This window comes from Corynebacterium sp. HMSC065D07 (assembly GCF_001810695.1).
GTDB classification, from domain to species: Bacteria; Actinomycetota; Actinomycetes; order Mycobacteriales; family Mycobacteriaceae; genus Corynebacterium; species Corynebacterium hesseae.
Map to the genome: position 1 here is coordinate 101,277 of NZ_KV802453.1, position 17,958 is coordinate 119,234.

General features: G+C 65.2%; 14 protein-coding genes and 1 pseudogene. 2 read left to right on the forward strand and 13 right to left on the reverse strand.

Features of this window, described 5'->3' with window-relative positions:
• Nucleotides 1–197: 197 nt before the first annotated feature.
• The 10 genes and pseudogenes from HMPREF2760_RS07680 to HMPREF2760_RS07725 form a co-directional block, all read right to left on the reverse strand.
• Nucleotides 198–2,057: a FadD32-like long-chain-fatty-acid--AMP ligase gene (locus HMPREF2760_RS07680; RefSeq protein WP_070563411.1), complete on the reverse strand. Its 1,860-nt coding sequence runs from the start codon at nucleotides 2,055–2,057 to the stop codon at nucleotides 198–200.
• A 125-nt stretch (nucleotides 2,058–2,182) separates the two neighbouring features.
• Nucleotides 2,183–3,121 carry a cutinase family protein gene (locus HMPREF2760_RS07685; RefSeq protein ID WP_070531885.1) on the reverse strand — a complete coding sequence of 313 codons (939 nt, stop codon included), beginning with the start codon at nucleotides 3,119–3,121 and terminating at the stop codon, nucleotides 2,183–2,185.
• 54 nt (nucleotides 3,122–3,175) lie between these two features.
• Nucleotides 3,176–3,700, reverse strand: a complete 525-nt coding sequence (locus HMPREF2760_RS07690) for a DUF732 domain-containing protein (RefSeq protein WP_070563414.1) — start codon at nucleotides 3,698–3,700, stop codon at nucleotides 3,176–3,178.
• A 10-nt stretch (nucleotides 3,701–3,710) separates the two neighbouring features.
• Nucleotides 3,711–5,624, reverse strand: coding sequence for an alpha/beta hydrolase-fold protein (locus tag HMPREF2760_RS07695; RefSeq protein ID WP_371440629.1), 1,914 nt, complete (start codon nucleotides 5,622–5,624; stop codon nucleotides 3,711–3,713).
• Between the two features lie 302 nt (nucleotides 5,625–5,926).
• A complete protein-coding gene (locus HMPREF2760_RS07700) occupies nucleotides 5,927–6,958 on the reverse strand; it encodes an alpha/beta hydrolase (protein WP_070531877.1) in 1,032 nt (343 codons plus the stop codon).
• Nucleotides 6,959–7,102: 144 nt separating this feature from the next.
• Nucleotides 7,103–8,848: an arabinofuranosyltransferase AftB family protein gene (locus HMPREF2760_RS07705; RefSeq protein ID WP_070597013.1), complete on the reverse strand. Its 1,746-nt coding sequence runs from the start codon at nucleotides 8,846–8,848 to the stop codon at nucleotides 7,103–7,105.
• A gap of 48 nt (nucleotides 8,849–8,896) precedes the next feature.
• Complete coding sequence (locus tag HMPREF2760_RS07710) at nucleotides 8,897–9,904, reverse strand: decaprenyl-phosphate phosphoribosyltransferase (protein WP_070597014.1); 1,008 nt, start codon at nucleotides 9,902–9,904, stop codon at nucleotides 8,897–8,899.
• Nucleotides 9,901–10,428 (reverse strand): phosphatase PAP2 family protein, encoded by a 528-nt coding sequence (locus HMPREF2760_RS07715; RefSeq protein ID WP_070597015.1) that lies wholly within the window; start codon nucleotides 10,426–10,428, stop codon nucleotides 9,901–9,903. The genes HMPREF2760_RS07710 and HMPREF2760_RS07715 overlap by 4 nt, the downstream gene beginning before the upstream one ends.
• The gene (locus tag HMPREF2760_RS07720) at nucleotides 10,418–12,370 is read right to left on the reverse strand and encodes a glycosyltransferase (RefSeq protein ID WP_070597016.1); all 1,953 of its coding nucleotides are present in this window, start codon (nucleotides 12,368–12,370) and stop codon (nucleotides 10,418–10,420) included. Before HMPREF2760_RS07720 ends, HMPREF2760_RS07715 begins: the two co-directional genes overlap by 11 nt.
• A 94-nt stretch (nucleotides 12,371–12,464) precedes the next feature.
• Nucleotides 12,465–12,623, reverse strand: a pseudogene (locus tag HMPREF2760_RS07725) (protein tyrosine phosphatase); the annotation flags it as partial.
• A gap of 748 nt (nucleotides 12,624–13,371) precedes the next feature.
• On the opposite strand from HMPREF2760_RS07725, the gene HMPREF2760_RS12865 reads away from it, so the two are divergent.
• Nucleotides 13,372–13,542 carry a hypothetical protein gene (locus HMPREF2760_RS12865; protein WP_154762578.1) on the forward strand — a complete coding sequence of 57 codons (171 nt, stop codon included), beginning with the start codon at nucleotides 13,372–13,374 and terminating at the stop codon, nucleotides 13,540–13,542.
• Nucleotides 13,543–13,551: 9 nt separating this feature from the next.
• The gene (locus HMPREF2760_RS12870) at nucleotides 13,552–13,719 is read left to right on the forward strand and encodes a hypothetical protein (protein WP_154762579.1); all 168 of its coding nucleotides are present in this window, start codon (nucleotides 13,552–13,554) and stop codon (nucleotides 13,717–13,719) included.
• A gap of 17 nt (nucleotides 13,720–13,736) precedes the next feature.
• Here the strand turns inward: HMPREF2760_RS12870 and HMPREF2760_RS07730 are convergent, their stop codons facing one another.
• From HMPREF2760_RS07730 to HMPREF2760_RS07740, 3 genes are read right to left on the reverse strand one after another with little or no spacing between them, the layout of a single operon-like run.
• A complete protein-coding gene (locus HMPREF2760_RS07730) occupies nucleotides 13,737–15,470 on the reverse strand; it encodes an ABC transporter ATP-binding protein (RefSeq protein WP_070597017.1) in 1,734 nt (577 codons plus the stop codon).
• On the reverse strand, nucleotides 15,467–17,245 hold the full coding sequence (locus tag HMPREF2760_RS07735; RefSeq protein WP_070597018.1) for an ABC transporter ATP-binding protein: 1,779 nt from the start codon (nucleotides 17,243–17,245) through the stop codon (nucleotides 15,467–15,469). The genes HMPREF2760_RS07730 and HMPREF2760_RS07735 overlap by 4 nt, the downstream gene beginning before the upstream one ends.
• On the reverse strand, nucleotides 17,242–17,925 hold the full coding sequence (locus HMPREF2760_RS07740) for a class I SAM-dependent methyltransferase (protein ID WP_070597019.1): 684 nt from the start codon (nucleotides 17,923–17,925) through the stop codon (nucleotides 17,242–17,244). The genes HMPREF2760_RS07735 and HMPREF2760_RS07740 overlap by 4 nt, the downstream gene beginning before the upstream one ends.
• Nucleotides 17,926–17,958: the final 33 nt, after the last annotated feature.

Genomic DNA, 17,958 nt, shown 5'->3' on the forward strand with positions numbered 1-17,958 from the left:
TCTTACGCGGACTAAAAAATATCTAACTCTGCATTCGATTTTGCGCAGCACAAAAACGCGCACGTCGAAGCGTACATAGGGGTTATCGAATGATTATCTCACTTTGTTAACTTGGGTTTCATAACCGACATACCCACAGGCAGCAGCAACCCCCGCCCCGCAGTAGCGCGGGAACGGGGGTTTAAGCGGCGTGGGCTTTAGGAAGCGAGGTAGCTCTTCTTGGCCACGCGGCGGGCAATCTTGCCCGAGGAGGTGCGCTTGATCTCGTTTGCGTTAAACCACTGGATGACCGCCGGGGTCACGCCGTGGTTCGCGGAAACCGCGGAGCGGATGGCTTCGGACGCGGCGGCGTCATCGGCCGGGTTGGCGCCATCGGCGCGCTCGATGAGCAGCACGAGCTCCTCGGTGCTGCCGCCCTCCACGGAGAAGGCCGCGATGGAGTCCGCACGGACGTGGCCCGAGGCCTCCTGCACGGTGCCCTCGATGTCCTGCGGGTAGTGGTTGCGGCCTGCGACCACGATGAGGTCCTTGAGGCGACCGGTGATGTAGAGCTGGTTATCCACGATTGCCGCGAGGTCACCGGTGGCCAACCAGTTATTGTCCTCCGGGGCATTCGGCACGCGGGTGCCCTCCGCCAAGCGCTCCCCCAGCGTGTTGTGGAAGGTCGAGGCGGTTTCCTCCGCGCGGTCCAGGTAGCCAGCGGCTCGGTTCTCGCCGTGCAGCCAGATTTCACCCACGCGGCCATCCGGCAGCTCGGTCTTGGTCTCCGGGTCCACGATGGTCAGGTGCTGGGCCACGACGCTCTGGCCACAGGAGGCATAGGCCACGGAATCCGCGGACTTCTCCACGATGACCGCCTCACCCTGAGCCAGACGCTCGCGGTCGAAGTGGGAAATGACCGGGCGCTCCGGAGTCTGCGGCGTGGTGACAATCAACGAGGCCTCCGCCATGCCATAGGACGGGCGCAGGGCATCGCGGCGCAGGCCAAACTCTTCCTTGCCGAAAGTCTCCCAGAAGGAATTCACCGCAGACTCGGTCACCGGCTCCGAACCGATCACGATGCCATCGACGTTGCTGAAGTCCAGCTTCTCCCCCTCCGCCGGGGCGCCGTAGCGCGCGGCGAGCTCGAGGGCGAAGTTCGGAACCACGGCATAGGTACCTTGCAGCTGCTCATCGATGGGCTGGCGCTTGAGCTGATCAATCCAGCGCTTGGGCTGCTGCACGAAGTCACGCGGCGTCATGATTTCCAGGTTGAGGCCCAGAATCGTCACGAAGACCGCCAGGATGATGCCCATATCGTGGTGCATCGGCAGCCAGGACACCACGCGCGCTGGCAGCTTGATCTGTACCGCGGTGAAGATCTGCAGCACGTTGGTCATGATGTTGCGGTTTGTCAGCAGCACGCCCGCAGGTGTCCGGGTGGAGCCGGAGGTGTACTGCAGGAAGGCCGGGTGGTCCACCGGCGCGGTCTGCAGCGCGGCCAGGGCCGCCTTGCCCTCCTCCGTCTCCAGCGGGTTCACCCAGCTCTGCGCCAGGGAATCCGGCAGGGAGTCGATGGAGATGATGCGCGGGCGCTCGGCCGCCGGGCGGTCCGAGAAGTATGCGCGGTTCGCCGCGGCCGAGATGTTATTGGTCAGAACGATCGACGGGTTAGCGTCACCAAAGACCGCCCGCAGGTGGTCGGTGTGGCCGGGCTCGTTCGGATCATAGAGCGGGATCGGGGTCATGCCCGCGTACATCGCGCCAAGGAAGCCGAAGATGTACTCGGGCGAGTTGCCCGCCAGGATCGCCACGCGGTCCCCCATCTTGCCCACCTGCTGCAGGCGCGCAGCCACTGCCTTGATGCGGGTATTGACCTGGGAGCGGGTGATATCGCGCGGTGTTCCCTCCGGGTTATCGCTATAGACCCATTGGCGCATGACCGGGCGATCCGGGATACCCGCCTGCTGCTCCGCGGCATAGACGTGTTCGGCAAGGCCCGCCAACGTGAGGTGGGGCGGCAGGGCGATGTTGCCCTTCTCGTCGAAGAACTGGCCGATCAAGGCTTTCAGGTCCATGTGGGAAAGCTCCTTCGTAGGGTAGAGCGGGGCACATACCCCTGCTTCACGTACTTTTGACATTAAAAATATCAGAAGGACTACGCCGACCGTTACATGGCGCGCAGGCGGGACGTCGCCAAGCGCTATTGTGCGTCGATGGTGTCCTTGGCCCACTGCGTCACCCATTGGTTGGCCGTGGTGCCTTCGATGGTGTCCGGATTAGAGGCATACAGTGCGTGGACGCCGTTGGCGTCGATAAGATCGCGGGCGCGCTCCAGACCGTTGCTGACGTCCAGTGGTGCATCACAGATGGAGTCATTCGGCGCGCAGATCTGGAAGGTGCGGTCCGCCAGCGCCCCGAAACCGTTGGCGCGCTCACCGCGCATCGTGGCACCCGGGACGATGCCCTGAATCAACGTCGAGACCGGCTGCAGGGCAATCTCCGCGCCCACGCCGCCGACGTGCGCGCCCGGGTTAATGCCCACGCCGTCCTGGCGCCGCCCGTCCGCGATGAGTGCGACACCCACCACGCTCTCTGCGGGCACGGGCCCGTTGCCGCCGCCGATTCGGTCCGCCACATCACCCGCGATGACCGCGCCCTGCGAAAAGCCGCTCAGGATGAACTTCGTGTTCGGGCAGGTCTCGTACATGTAGGTCAGCTCGCCCTCCAGGCGCGAGGTGCCCTCGTTGCGGGAATCGTCGTAGCTCATCTCGTGCTGCGCGTTAATGTTCTTGAACTGCGCGGTGTACGGCAGCGTCCACACCTTAACGTCCTCGGGAACGTAGGCCTCCTTCAGCGGATTCGTAATCGACAGCATGAAGGAGTTCGGGTTCGCCCCCGGGTTGATCGGATCATCGTCCGCGGCGGATTCCCACGTTCCCGGCGCGGAGATGAACTCCACGCGCGGGCACCAATCCGGTTGCTCGGGGGTTGCGTTTTCTTCGCCCTCCCCCTGGGAGGGGGCGGGCTCCGCAAGGTTTCCTTGCTCTCCTTCCTCACGGGTGTTGAGGAAGTGGACCGCTCCCCCGCCAATCACGGCGAGGAGAACAACGACGGCAAGGACGGTAAGTGTTTTACGCATGAAGAAATTTCTACCTCGAGAAGGCACGGGATTGTCTGGAAAATCCCTGCCACGTTACTGAGCGCAGAGCTTGCGGCCCTGCTCGGTGATGAGCCGGACTAGTTCCTCGTGGCTAAGCTCGGTGCGGCCCTGCTCGATGAGCTGTCCGGCCACTGCCGGTGCGGTGACGGCATCGCCCTGGCAGGAGGCCTGCGCGGCACCCACCACTTGGTCTTCCACGCCGTCGACGTTGACGCCGGCCTTCGCCACCGCAGCCAGGAAGTCCTGGTCTGGGCCTTGCGCGGGAGCGGGGGCGGGGATCTCGGAGATCTCGCGTGCGCCGCGGTCTTCCGGCTCCCCGTCCTGTTCCTCTTCGGTGCGCGACGCCGACGAAGAGCTTTCCGACGCCCCACTAGCTGACGCCGAGCTTGCCGACGCCCCGCCGCTCGCCGCGGAGGAACGCTCCAACGGCGCCACGGAGGTGTCGGTGGCCTCGCCCTCCTCGACGGTGGCGGAACCGCAACCGCTCAACAGGGCACCGGCGGCGAGCAGCACGGCCGCGCCGGCTGCCGCAGCGGGACGCGCGCAGAAAAGACGCATGGCGGTTCTCCTACTTCTTATCCGCCTGGACCTGGCCCATGACCTCACGGATGACGCCATGCTGGAAGGACTGGGTCAGCCCACCGGCCGGAATGGAGGTGTAGTCCTCCGTCGGCCAGCCGAACTCGCCCTGCTCCCAGCCGTGCTTGCCCCACTCATCGAAGATCTTGCCCTTGAGGATGTAGTGCGCGCCGGAGTCCATGGACCAGTAGATGTTGCCGTGCTCGAATTCCTGGAAGAAGCCGCCGTTGACGGCCTTTTCCTCACCAACCGGGAAGCCCAGCTCGGACTCAGCAGCCTTCAGCTCCTTGTACTTCGCGCCGATAGCGCCGTGCACGATGTGGAAGGAACCGTCCGGGTTGCGGGTCAGCACGCCGTCCTCGAAGTCCTGGACCTGGCCGTCGCCGACCTTGCGTGCCTCGGCAACCGGGTACTTGAGGTCGCCGCCCTCGAAGCCGTTCTTGCCCCATGCATCGAAGAAGTCCTTCGGGATCGGCCAAGCGCCGGTCTCCGGGGTCCAGTAGATGGAGCCGTGCTCGAAGTGGACGTAGCGGCCGCGGCCGTCGGGGGTCTTTTCCTCGCCGGTCGTCGGGAAGCCCAGCCAGGAGGTCGGTCCACCGAGCTCGGAGTAGCGAGCGCCGATGCGGCCGATCACGGCGTGTGCGCCGGTCTCCGGGGACCAGTAGGCGGTACCGGCCTGGAAGTCCTGGGCCTTGCCGCGCTCGGCGACGTCATACTCGTTGTTCACGCAGCTACCGATGATGCCGGACTTGGTGGCCTCAGCGATGGCCCCAACCGGGGTGCAGTCCGCGCCGCGGTCGCTCTTGTCCAGGCCGAGGGAATCAGCGATGTAAGGCCATGCCTCGGTCATCTCAAACTGCCAGTATTCCCAGCTGTGAACGCCGGTCGGACGGAACTTGACCACCGGCTCGACGCCAGCGCGCTTAGCGTAATCAACGAAGGTCTGGGTGGACATGCGGGAGATGGCCTCCAGGCCCACGCCGGCCATGTTGGCCTGGCCCTTGGCCACCGAGCCGATCTGGCCGTAGTCATCCTTGCCGTTACCGGCGGAGACATAGACCTTCATGTCCTTGAGGTTCTCGATGCCCAGCTTCGGATCGTGGTCGATCCAATCCTGGGAGTACAGGTCACCCCACATGTTGGTGGAGGTGAATCCGCCGGCATCGGCCTGCGCGGCGGTAATGGCCTCCGGCATGCCGGTGGTGGTGGTATCGAGGTAGCCCGAGAAGGAGCCAACGTACTTGAAGGCCCAGGGGTTGCGCTCAGCAAGGTTGACAGCGGCGGTACCGCCCATGGAGATGCCAGTGACGGCGCGCTTGCCATTGGAGCGGTAGCCCTTCTCCAGGATCGGGATGAGTTCCTTCATCAGGAAGGTCTCCCACATGTAGTGCCTGCCGTTGTCTTCCTTCTGCCAGTCGGAGTAGAAGGAGGACTCGCCACCCACCGGCATGATGAGGTTGACGTTGCGGTCAGCGTACTGGGACAAGATGTTGGTCTCGATGGTCCAGCCGGACTCGTCGTCGCGGGCGCGCAGGCCATCAAGAGCCCAGACCTCCGGGAAGGTCTTGTCCGGGTTGGAGTACCAGTCACGCGCGAGCTGGATCTGCACAACCTGCTCCTTGTCCGGCATGGCGGCGGACTTGATGTAGACCTTGAGGTGGCGGTTGGTCAGGTACTCAACGCGGGACACGGACACGCCCTCCGGCAAGCCCTCGATCTTCGGGTATTCCGTCTCCACCGGGGTACGCTGCGGCGGATTGGACGGGGCGAAGGAATCGGAGAGGTTGGAGCTGCCCACAAGATCAGTAATTCCGTCGCTGGAAGAGCCGGAAGACTGCGCGTTTGCAATAGGCAGCAGCGCAAAGCCCACGGCCACGGCGGTGGGCAGTGCAGCAATGGTCAGGCCCTTGCGGGCTGCGGACGGGGAACGCAGGCCGGAAGCCTTGGCGGACCGGCGGGGCTGAGTTGACGCAGTGTTCGGCATTGAAGAGTCCTTGTTAGGGGTAAATCGAGATGAGGGCACGCGCTACCGCGAGCGGGCTCCGCAGGTTCCCCTCCTGCGGAACTCGCCACCGTACGCGTAGTGAGCGGTCTAATGTGTTCTCAAGTTTAAGTTTAACTTGAGACTTTGGGAAGGGGGACACGCCCACCATGGCTATGAAAAAGCCGCCGTGCTCAAGAGCACGGCGGCCACGCAGGAGATGATTACCAGGCGTTCATTACGTTAAGCACCTGTGGCTTGGATCGTTCGAGTTGGTATCCGAACTGCTCCCAGTTGTGCAGGCCCTGCGCCGGGTAATTCGTCTGCAGGCGAACGCCCATTGCGCGGGCCTTCAGCTCCCACAGGCGGGTGGTGCCGTTGGCAAAGCCTTCCAAGGCCACGCCGGCCGCGATGTGCTCCGGACGGTAGCGCTGCTGATCCAGCGGCCCTGGGATGCCGGACGCGGCGGAGACATAAACATCCGTTCCGTTCGCAGCCAGTTCCGGAATCAGATTGAAGGGGTCATTGCTGAAGCGCTTCGGGTTGATGATGGACCCGTACATGGCGTTGATGTTGAAGCCGCCAGCGTCGAGAAGCGCCAGGCGCATAAAGGTCTGAGCGCCCGGCAAGGTCGTGGTGAGGTAGCCGGAGTAGGACAGCGCCTGGCGGAACTGCTCCGGGTGCTTGCCAGCGAGGGTGATGGCAGCGGTAGCGCCCATGGACAGGCCGGCAACTGAGTTGTTGTTGCGGGCCACTCCGAAGTTGCCCTCCAGGTAGGCCGGCAGTTCCTGGGTCAGGAAGGTTTCCCACTGGTAGTTGACCGGCTTGACCAAGTCATAGGTGGCCGGGCCGTTCCAGTCCGCGTAGAAGGACGCTGCGCCACCCACCGGCATCACCAGGGTGATGTTGTGGTCTACATAGGTGCGCGCGGCGTTGACGTCATTGATCCAGGCATTGGTGGAATCGGTAGCGCGCAGGCCATCGAGCAGGTACAGACCTGCGTTGCCGCCGTTCTTAGCCGGCTGGATCTGCACTGGGATGTTGCGGCCCATTGCCTGGGACCACACGTCGCAGCGCTGTACCCAGTAGCCGACGCGGTCCCACTCGCAGGCACCGGTGGCGTCGCCACGCAGCCAGTCCCGGTTGGCGGCGGATGCTTCTTGCGTACCCGCGGTCACTACCAGACCCAAAGCCACAGCGATGACTGCCACCACTGAGAGGACCCGAGTCCGCAGGCCAGAGCTTAGTGAACTCATGTTTCTCCTTAACGTTTTTACTGCCACTACTACATCGCCAACACGCCAGCGATAGTTACAGATCAATAACAAGAATCTTGTTTAGCGTAACGCACCCTGGCAATTTTCGCCTACCCATGGGGGTGCTCCCCAGCTCACACCAAGCTAATGGACAGGATAATCGCTCGGGTCAGACGGCAACATGAGCGTGCGCCCCGAGGTCAGCGAGAAAGCTAGATTCGCGCGGAAGCGCTCCCACGTCAGGGGCGCGCTATAGGAAGCGATGAGTTCCTGCACTTCTGGGCTGTCCAGCGCGGCGCGCGCCTGGCGGGTCTTGTCCTTGTCATACCACGGCGGGAGATACTCGATGTCCGCGCCCGTGAGTGCTGCTTGCCATTCCAGCTCGAGGGATTTGTCGTGGCCCACGCGCCCGCCTTCCTCGCGGGGCATGCGCGCGGCCATCGGCGTGGCCAGACCGATCGTGTCAAGAACCCGGACATTGAGCGGCGCGTTCATCGACGTCATGCCCAAGTTCACCAAGTACACCGTCGGTGGCTCGTTCATTCCCGGCTCGCGCGGAACGGTGAGCCAGTTGAGCAGGTCCTTTTCTTTATCCTCCACATAGATGGTGGCCAGGGCATCTCCGCCAACGAGTTTCTCGCCGGCTTCTTCGTAGCCGCGCATGAACTTCATCCCCAGGTAATCCCGCGCCGAGCGCGGCGGGTGGCCCGCCTCGCGGTGGGTGGCATAGGTCCAGAAATCACGCTCATCCACGATGGACAGCGGCTTTTCATAGGCATCCCAATCCGTCGGATGCCCGCGCAGCACGATGATGAATGCCCACACCGCGCAGAAGGCCACCGCGAGCGAAGACACAAGGCCCTTGAGCGGCAGCACGAAAACGGGGAGAAGCGCGGCGAAGAGCGGCAGCAGCAGCATGCGGCCGTGCATGAAGTCACCGCCTACGCGCAGCACATACAGCACGTGCACCGCCGCAGCCCCGACCATCAGGTAGGTCACGGTCGTGGCGCTGCGCAGCGCTGCCGGGCGCAGCTGGGCGCGGAAGGTCCACAACGCCGCACCCGCCAGCACGAGAACGGGCAGGTACAGGGCATAAGGCCCCACGAAATCCTTCAGGTAGTTCAGGCCGCTGCCCCACGCGCTTGACGACGCCGACTTGGCCACCGCCGTGTGCGGAGTCACCAGGCCGTAGTAGCCCATGCGGAAGAATTGGTAGCCCGCGGGGATGGGAAGGGCCGCGCCGAGGATGCCCAGCCACGCCTTCCAATTACGGTGTGCCGCCAAGAGCAGCAGGCCGGCCAGTCCGCCGTAGAGCGCGAACTCCGGGCGCACGAGCCAGGACAGCCCGGCCCACAGCGCTAGCCAGTAGGCGCTGGCGCTATCGCGGGACTGCGCCCAGTGCTGCGCCAGCGCCCACAGGGCCGCGAGGTAGAAAATGGACAGGCCCCATTCGAGCCCGGAGGTGAAGAAGTCACGGGCCGGGGGCAGCGCGAGGTAGACCAGCGCGCCCGCGGGAGCCACCAGCGGTGCGGCAAACTGGCCCGAGCGGAAGAAGGCGCGTGCCGTGGCCCACGCCCCCAGCACCATCGCCGCAACTGCCAGCACAAGACCCAGGTTGACGGCGATGGATTCCAGCGGGGCGTTCGTTACCCAGCGCACGAGCAGGATGAGGTATTGCCACAGCGTGGAGGTATTGGCCTCCACGCGCTCGCCCGCGTTGAAGACGGGTCCGTTTCCTTCCTCGAGGTTGCGTACAGTGCGCAGGACGATCAGGCCGTCGTCGGAGATCCAGCGGCGGGCGAATCCACCCCAAAACGAGAAAACTCCGATCACGATGACCGAGGCCAGCGCGCTGAGCGCGGCCGCGGTACGTGTATCGGATTTTCGCATGAGGAGAGAGTTTAGCACTTGCCTTGCCCTGTTCCCGATCGCCGCTGGCTAGCCCACCATTACCGGCATGATGTAGACCGCCATGGCGATGCATGCCAGCCACACCAGGGCCAGAATCTGGAGGACGCGGTCCTCCAAGGCGATCTCGTCCGGCGCACCGCCATTGCCACGGTCCACATCGGCGGCATAGCGCAGGATGGCGATGGTGAACGGCACCATGGAGATTTGGTACCACACGCTGGCCGGCCCATCAGACTCGTTGGAGAGCTGGAAGCCCCACAGGGAGTAGGACATAACCACGGCAGTAGCCGCCAGCGTCCAGACGAAGCGCAGGTAGGTGGGCGTGTAGCCCTCCAGAGATTTGCGGATCTTGGCGCCCGTGCGCTGGGCTAAAAGGATCTCCGAGTAGCGCTTGCCAGAGGCCATGAACAGGGAGCCGAACGCGGCCACCAGCAGGAACCACTGGGATAGCTCAATGCCCGCGGCCACGCCGCCGGCCATGGTCCGCAGCATGAAACCGGAAGACACCAGGGCGATGTCGATCACCGGCATGTGCTTCCACCCGAAGCAGTAGCCCAGCTGCAGGCCGATATAGATAGCCATGACGATGGCGAGCTGCAGGCCCGCCGTGGCCAAGAAGGACAGACCAATCGAGCCGATGATGAGCACGGCCGCCATGGCATAGGCCAGGCCCACCGGAAGCACGCCCGCCGCGATCGGGCGGAAGCGCTTCGTCGGGTGCTCACGGTCGGCCTCCACATCGCGGGCATCGTTGATGAGGTAAATGGAGGACGCGCCCATGCAGAAGACGATGAAGGCAAGGAGGACGTCGAGAAGCACGCGCGAATGGAACAGCGAGTCCGCACCCGCGGCCGCAGGGGCGGCCAAGACCAGGACGTTCTTGACCCACTGCTTGGGGCGCAGGGCCTTGACCATGCCGTCGGCGAGGTTCTTCGGGGGCTTGCGCTTGCGGCCGGTATCGATGCCGGAGGTGTGCGGCTCAGAGTGGAAGACTCTCTGCTCACCGTCGTCGACGCGGTTTGGTCGTTCGCTCATGCGGTCTTCCTTTCATAGCGGTGACATGCTTCCGCGGTGGCGGCCCCCAGCAGGGCGCCGAACGCCGTATCGGATGGGTAATGTACCCCGAGCACCATACGCGAGGCCATCATGACCGGCACACCGACGAGCGGTGCCGGGGTTCCCAGAACGCGCGCGGCGCCCACGAGGAACGCGGTTGTCGACGTCGCGTGGGAGGACGGAAAAGACAGCTTAGACGGGGTTTTCACGCCCACCTTGACGTAGTCATAGTCCGGGCGCTTGCGGCGCACAATGCGCTTGATCACAACGCTGGCCGCGTGCGCGGTGAAAGCGCCCACGCCAACAGCCACCCACTGGCGGCGGCGCGCCGGCTTCTGGTAATTCACAGCGGCACCCAGACCAGAGAGAGCCAGCCACCCCAGGGCGTGCTCGCCGAAGTGGCTTAAGCCCCGCGCGGTGGGCAGAACACCGGGGGCCTCGAAGGCCACGTCCTGGATCTTCTCGAGGACGTGGGATTCGGCGACAGAAAGCTTATTGGGCATCGAAGACCTTTCGCCAGGACTCGCGGGAGGTCAGCTCCGGCAGTGCCGCGCGGTACTCGGCGCGCAGGTCATCGAAGTCCTCCTCGATTTCCTTGAGCAGCTCGCGGGTGGACTTCACCAGCTCGAGGGCCAGCTCGCGGTCGCGCTTGCGGAAGGCCACGCCGGTGCCGCCCGCGGTGGAGACGGTGGCGGAATCCACGCGGGAGAGCGTGAACCAGCGGGCCTCCTCCGGGGTGAGGTTGAGCTGCGGCGCCTCGTGATGGGCCGGGTCTTCCTTGGTAACCAGGTGCTTGGCAGACTTGATGAGCCACGGGATTTTCTTGATCTTGCCCAGGCGGCCGCCGATGTTGCGGGTCGGCACGCCCGGCGCGCCGGTGGGCGCGGGCAGCTGATCCGCCGACTCGATGATGACGGCGTCCGGGAATTCCTTGCGGATCGCCGCGATGCGTGGCAGCGAGGACTCCAGGATGTCGAAGAGCTGATCCGGGCCGGCCAGGAAGTCCTTCATGGCCTCCAGCTGGATGGCCATGGTGGAGTACTCCATGCACATGGTGTGCTTGAGGGTGGACTTGAAGATGGACTTTGTAATCCCGCGCGCATCGCCCTCGTGGTAGAGGGCCGCCACGATGAGGCGGTTGCGCAGGTGGAAGTAGGCCTGCCAGTCGATGGCATCGTCCTTATCCGCCCACGCCATGTGCCAGATGGCAGCGCCCGGCCAGGTCACCGTCGGGAAACCGTGGGCGGCGGCGCGCAGGGAATATTCAGTGTCATCCCACTTGATGAACAGCGGCAGCGGCTGCCCGATGCTCTCCGCGACGACGCGCGGGAAGAGGCACATCCACCAGCCGTTGTATTCCACGTCGACGCGGCGGTGCAGCGCGCGGGAGTCGTACTTCTTCGGGTCGAGGTGGGACTGGGCGTCACCGATGGCGCGCAGCGGGTACTTGGCAAAGTCGTGGTCGTAAACGGCGTGCTCGGCCGCGCCCCACATGAAGTCGGCGCGGTTGACGCGCTCGCCGGTGGTGCGCAGCTGGGAGCGCTCCTGCAGGTTGAGCATCTGGCCGCCCACGATGAAGGGCTTGGCGGCGTAGCGCGCCGCTTGGACCGCACGGAGGATGGAATCCGGCTCGATGGCGATGTCATCGTCCATGTAGAGGATGTAGGGCGAGTCGGTATTCTCCAGCGCCTCGAACATGATGCGGGAGTACCCACCCGAGCCGCCCAGGTTTCCCTGGCGGAACTCACGGAAGCGCTCACCGAAGTGCGCCACCGCGTCGTCGTAGCCCGGCTCGTCCGCCGGGTGCTGGTTGCCCTGGTCCGGCATGAGGACGTAGTCGATGATGCCGTCCACCACCGGGTCCTCCGCCAGCGCCTGCAGTGCCGCGACGGCGTCGGTGGGGCGGTTAAAGGTCGGGATGCCCACGGCGACGCGCTTGTCCTGCGCCGGGTACTCACTGCCGTCCGGTAGGAGCTGCGGGTTCGGGGCGTGGGGGGCGCACCAGGAGGCGTCGGCAAGCACGGTGTCCTCAACGGCAGAGGCATCGAACCACAGCAGGCCGCCGTCCTCGAAGTTCTTCAGGGGCAGCTCAAACTCGTGGTGGCCGGTGGTCACCACGTGGTTGGCCACGGCGATGCGCTGGCCATCCTGCTTGGAACGGTAGAGGGAAATGTTGGCCTCGCCCTCGACGTCCATCACCAGCACGATGGACTTCAGCTGAGACCAGCGGCGCCAGTAGGCGGCCGGGAAGGCGTTGAAGTAGGTCTCGAAGGAGGCTTCCTCGCCGGCCGGGATGGTCACGGAGGTGCGGCCGCTCCAGCTGAGGCGCTCGCGGTTTTGCTCGGACTCGATGAGGTAGAGCATGCGGACGTCGACCGGCTCGCCACGCTTGGGCAGCAGGATGCGCTGTACGGGTTCGTACGCAGCAGATTTGTTGGCAGTCACGATATTTTCGGTTCTCCACACAGGTTTCGACAGTATTCAGGAACCAAGATTAGTGGTTTCGCACTCTTCAGCTGAGTTCCCACGCGGCTGAAAGCTAAGCCGAGAGGGGTGCATCCTCCGAGATGGGTTCGATGCCCAGACGGTTGAGCATGTAAAGCACGCGGGCGCCGAGGTCGTCAGCCAGCTCGCGGGTCTCCTCTACGGTTTCTGCCGTAGCGATATCCCAAATCTTGATGTCCTTGCCGACTTCGTCGCCTATGATTGCGGCGCCAAAAGGAAATCGACCTCGATGGTCACGAACTCGTGGCCGCAATTGTCAGAGGCTCAAGAGAGTGTCGAATCGGAGGGAGATTGAGAAAGTAGAGAACAATACTGACTAATTTTTCGCTAACTGACAACTATTAACTCTGTGCAATAAGAAGGATACTCCTCATAGCAACACATGATCAGAGTGTCTTTCTTCCTATTTAAGTCAGCTCAAAGAGTCGACTTTAGCGAACCTCTTCCCAACTGCTCCCCAAGTGAGATAAACGCCGGTACAAACAAGAAATGCTGCAAAAAGAACGCCAGCAAGGGAAAACGAAACCTTCAGAGAAATCCCCGCCATCACATGCCCCAATGAGGAACCAAGGATGGGCCTGACCCCCGACGTGTCTACTCTCCGGGGGTCAGGCCCCAAGCCCACCCGTGGAGTTCACAACCTATATAGGAACACGCCCCGACGAGGTGACGAGAATCCCCTCGTCGCTGTCGGACGGCGGTTTCCCGACCGGTGGCCCGGCCGCCGGCAAACCTCACCCGCGGCCGCCCGGGCCCTGTCCATGGCCAAGCCCAGTCTGGTGCCCCCGGCGCCAACGACTTCCGGTGCCACCCCGGGACGGTGAATTGCCCGTCATCCTCATTCCCGGGACCGGGTCGTCGAACAGCTCATCGGTACCGGTGCCTCGAACCACGGGCCCCGGGCGCACAGCGCAGCCGATCGCTTTGACGTCCACCCCGAGATGCGCCACGGATACTCCCGAAACGCCGGCAAAACAAACGCGCTTGCCTGGGAACAGCAGATCTCCGGTTCCATGCTGCTGAATGAGCTGACCATCGGCGACATCACTCGACCGGGCGTGCGGTACACCTTCCTGGGCACGCGGCACGACAATGCCGTGCTCCCCCACTAAAACTCCTTCGTGCGGGAACCCGGCGTCACCAACATCACCGTCCAAGACGTGTGCCCCGCCCACCGCACCGAGCACTACGGCTTCAATTACGACCCTGTCGCCCAGGGCATCGTCGAGGACCCGCTGACCGGGACGGCGTGGCGGGACCACTGCACCGGTACCGGACCGGAGCGATAGTCCTCGACGGACGAGGATCAGGCACCCGGGGAGCCTCCCGTCCGGCACGTCCACGACTCGGCGTAGCGGCCGCCCTTCGCCAGCAATTCATCGTGCGTGCCCCGTTCTGCGACCGTCCCGTCCTCCGAAAGCACGACGATGAGGTCGGCATCGCGGACGGTGTGCAGGCGATGGGCGACGACGATCACGGTGTGATCGCCGCGCAACGCTTCCATCGTGCCGACAATCGCCCGCTCAGTGGCCGCATCCAGCGAGGACGTTGGCTCGTCGAAAAGCACCACCGGGGAATCCTTCAGAAGCGCCCGGGCGATGGCGACGCGCTGCCGCTCGCCTCCCGACAGCAGCGTCCCCTCCTCCCCCACCGGGTTATCCCACCCGGAAGGCAGCAGCTCCACGATGCGGTCCACCCCGGATCGCCGGGCGGCCTCGCGCAAGCGGTCTCCGTCGCCGGGCTTGGAACCGAATCCGGGGTCGGCGAAGACCACGTTGTCCCGCACGGACGCGTCGAAGAGGAACGTCTCCTGGAACACCGGGGTCACCAGCGAGTTTACGCCGTCGGTGCCGATCCGAGACAAGGGCACCCCGCCAATGAGGATCTCCCCCGAGTCCGGATCATGAAACCGCGACAGCAGCCGCATGACCGTCGTCTTGCCCGCCCCCGAAGGTCCCACTATGGCGACCAGCACTCCCTGAGGCGCACGGAAGCTGACGCCGTCGAGGACCTTCTTCTCCCCGTACCCGAAGCTCACGTCGCGGAACTCCACGTCATGCCCGTCGGGCAGCTCCGGTGCGGCAGGCTCGGGAAGGGCGGGGATCGCCCGCAGGTCACGCAGCGCAGCCAACGTGTTGCGGCCCGCGCCGAAACCGCCGGACAACGCTCCCGCCGTGGTGATCGGTCCGGTGAACTGGACGACCACAATGAGCATCGGCGCCAAATGCGCCGGTGACATCCCGCCCGTCGCGGCGACCGCCACGGCGACGACCACCGCCGCCGTGAACACCGCATGGACGACCGAGCCCAACCGTCCGATGGCCGCGCCTTGCGTCGACGTCGCCTTCGCGAACGCATCGTGTTGGGCCTGGATCGCCTCATCCACCATCGCGTCCGCCGCCGAACCGTCGCCCGCGGCGCGAATCACCTGCTGGCCGCGGGTGAACTCGATCAGCCTGCCGGAGACGGCAGCTACGGCGTCAGCATGCGCTTCGTCCGACTCCCCGCCAACCCGGCCAATGGCCCGGTAGGCGAAGAAGAGCACCGGCGCCGACGCGACGAGAACCAACCCGACGCGCCAATCCACCGCCAGAATTCCGAGAGCGATGACGGTCGGCGCAACCACAGCAGCGATGACGGGCCTCAGGATCACGTGCGGCACGGACGCCGCGAACGCCATGCCCGAAGACGCCATCTCCGAAAAGCGGCCGGCCGTGGACTTGGTGACGTACCCGAGTGGCAACGTCAGCACGCGTTCGCCCAGGGAACGCAGCAGGGACGACAGCACCGCTGCGGAATTCGCCCTGCCGACCGTCCCCGCGGCGAGGGACAGCACCGCATGGGCGGCCGCGAGGCCGGCGATGACGCCGGTGAAACGCCACGCCGTCGCATCATCTCCCACGGCCAGAGCCGACAGCAGCGGCAGCAGCGTGACGAACGCCGCACCCTGTGCCAGCGCGGCAAGCGCGGCCAACGCAATGAGCCACGCCAGCGTCATCTTCGAGCGCCGATCCGTCATCGACCACAAGTCCCGGATCATCGGTTCCCTGCCTTTTCATCGTCTGCTTCAATGCCCCGCGGGGCGGATGGTTCGTCGTCGAGCGCGAACGCGCGCCACAGATCCCGGTAGCGGCCACCGCGCGCAAGCAACTCGTCGTGGGTGCCCGCCTCCGCGACCGCTCCCCCATCGAGAACGAGGATGCGGTCGGCGTTGCGGATCGTGCTCAATCTGTGCGCAATCACGATCACCGTCCGCGAACGAGCCAAACGCTCGATTGCGGACTGAATGAGGGCCTCGGAAGCCGGATCCGCGTAAGCGGTTGCCTCGTCGAAGATGAGCACCGGCGCGTCCGTGACAATCGACCTCGCGATGGCCACGCGCTGCGCCTCACCACCGGAAAAGGTCACGTCGACGTTGACCACCGAATCCAGGCCCTTCGGCAGCGCCGCGATGACCGTATCGAGGTTCGCGAGCTTCGCGGCCGCCATGATTTCGCCGTCGGTGGCGTCTCTCCTGGCCAGCCGGATGTTCTCCCGCAAGGGCAGCGTGAGCAACTGCGGATCCTGGAACACCACCGACACCGAACGGTGCACGTCGCGCACGGCGATGTCGCGAAGATCGTCGCCGCCCAGCAGCACCGAGCCTTCGACAGGGTCGTGGAAACGTGCCAACAGCCGGGCGACGGTGGACTTTCCGGAACCGGAGGACCCCACCAGCGCCGTGAGGGTCCCCGGTTCGAACGTCGCGGACATCCCGTCGAGGACCCGCGGCCCATCCCCGTAGGAGAAGACCAGGTTCCGAACCTCGAGCGCGCCCCCGCGCGCGGGCACCGGATCGGCGGGCTCGGCGATCGGCGGCGTGCTCAGCACCTTCGCAATGGACTTCAGAGCGGCGAGCCCCGCGATGATGGGTTCGGAGTTCATGGCCACCCGCACGATCGCCGCGGAGAGTCCAAGGCCGAGAACCAGCCCGGCGACGAGACCCTCGGGTTTGCCGCCCGCGGTGTCCCTCAAAGCGAGGCCGGCGCCGCACACCACTGCGAGGACCGTGATCGGGGACGTCACCACGTCGATGAGCCCGAGATAGATGTTCGACTGCCGGGACCAGGCGGACCACGCGCGGACGAACGACGACGCCGCGGCATCGTAGCGGCCCGCGCCCTGGCTGGCGCGTCCGAAGGACTTCATCACCGGGATGCCGCGCACCAACTCGATGACCGCAGCCGTCACTTTTTCAGAGGCTCGTTCGTAGTCGCGCTGAAGACCGGCTCCGCGCGAAATCATCACGCCCATCAGGGCGAAGGTGACCAGCACCGGGACGACCGCCACCGCCGCGATCCGCCAATCGACCGCGACGAGCGCGATGAGGGAAAGCAGGGGAACCAGCACCGCCACCACGGTCTCGCCAACGGTGTGGCCCATGAGCTGGTGGACGGCCGCGACGTCCTTCTCAACCGACCCGATGATCCCCGACGAGCGCCGGGCGTCCAGCCAACCCAGCGGCAGCTTCCGGATATGGGCAACCAACCGGCGCCGGAGGTAGAGCTGCAGGTCGTTATCCGCCCGGTGCGAGAGCATGCCGGCGGCGCCGTCCGCAGCCATTCGCACCGTCGCGGCGACGACGATGACAACCACGGCCAACCACGTCCGATGCACCGGGGCCTCCGGGTACGTCATCGCGATGTCGATGATGCCGACCAGCGAAGCGACGGTAGCCACCGACGACAGGACGGACAACGCGACCACCGCACGCATCCGGGTCCGGATCGGGGCGAGCAGCGACCACGGGCCGACGGTCCCGTCCACGGCGCTCACTTCCCCGCCTCCCCGATCGCGCTTTTCTTCGCGAGAGTGCAGAAATACACCATGCCGGCGCGTGAGGCTCCGTCCAGCTTCAGCCCGTTGGCTTCGGCGAGGTCCTCGAGCTCGCTGCCCCGGAACACCCGGTGGCCCATCTTCGCCATGACGGCCATGTCGACCCGCTCGTTCACGTCGGGATCCTCGACGAACGTCTGCACGTAAGCGATGCCGCCGTCGGCGAGCAGCCCGGAGCCCCTGCCGAGCGCGGCTCCCGCATCCTTCATTTGGTGGAGCGCGCCACACACCCAGATTTCACAGGCCCCGCCGGGCTCTCCCGCGAGCGGCGTGAGGATGTCGGCAACGTGGAATTCCGTCCGGGCCCCGAGCCCGTCGGCGGCGGCGCGTTCGCGGGCGATGCGGATCGCATTGGGCGACAGGTCGTAGCCGACGATGTTCGCCCTGCGATAGCGAGACTCAGCGGCGAGCGTGCGGGCGAGCCACCCGGTTCCGCAACCGAGGTCGAGGACCCGGGCCGGCGCATCCGGCCCGGGATCCAGCGCACGGAGCTTCCGGTACACGGCGGCGGCGTCCATCGGTTCGCGCGCATAGCGGCTTAGGAACCTCGGCTCGACCTTGTCCTCGTAGGCCGCGAGGAGCCTGCGGTTGTTCTGGACGATCTGGGCGATCGACTTCATCTGGTTCTGTCTCCGGGTGTGTGGGCCGCGTCC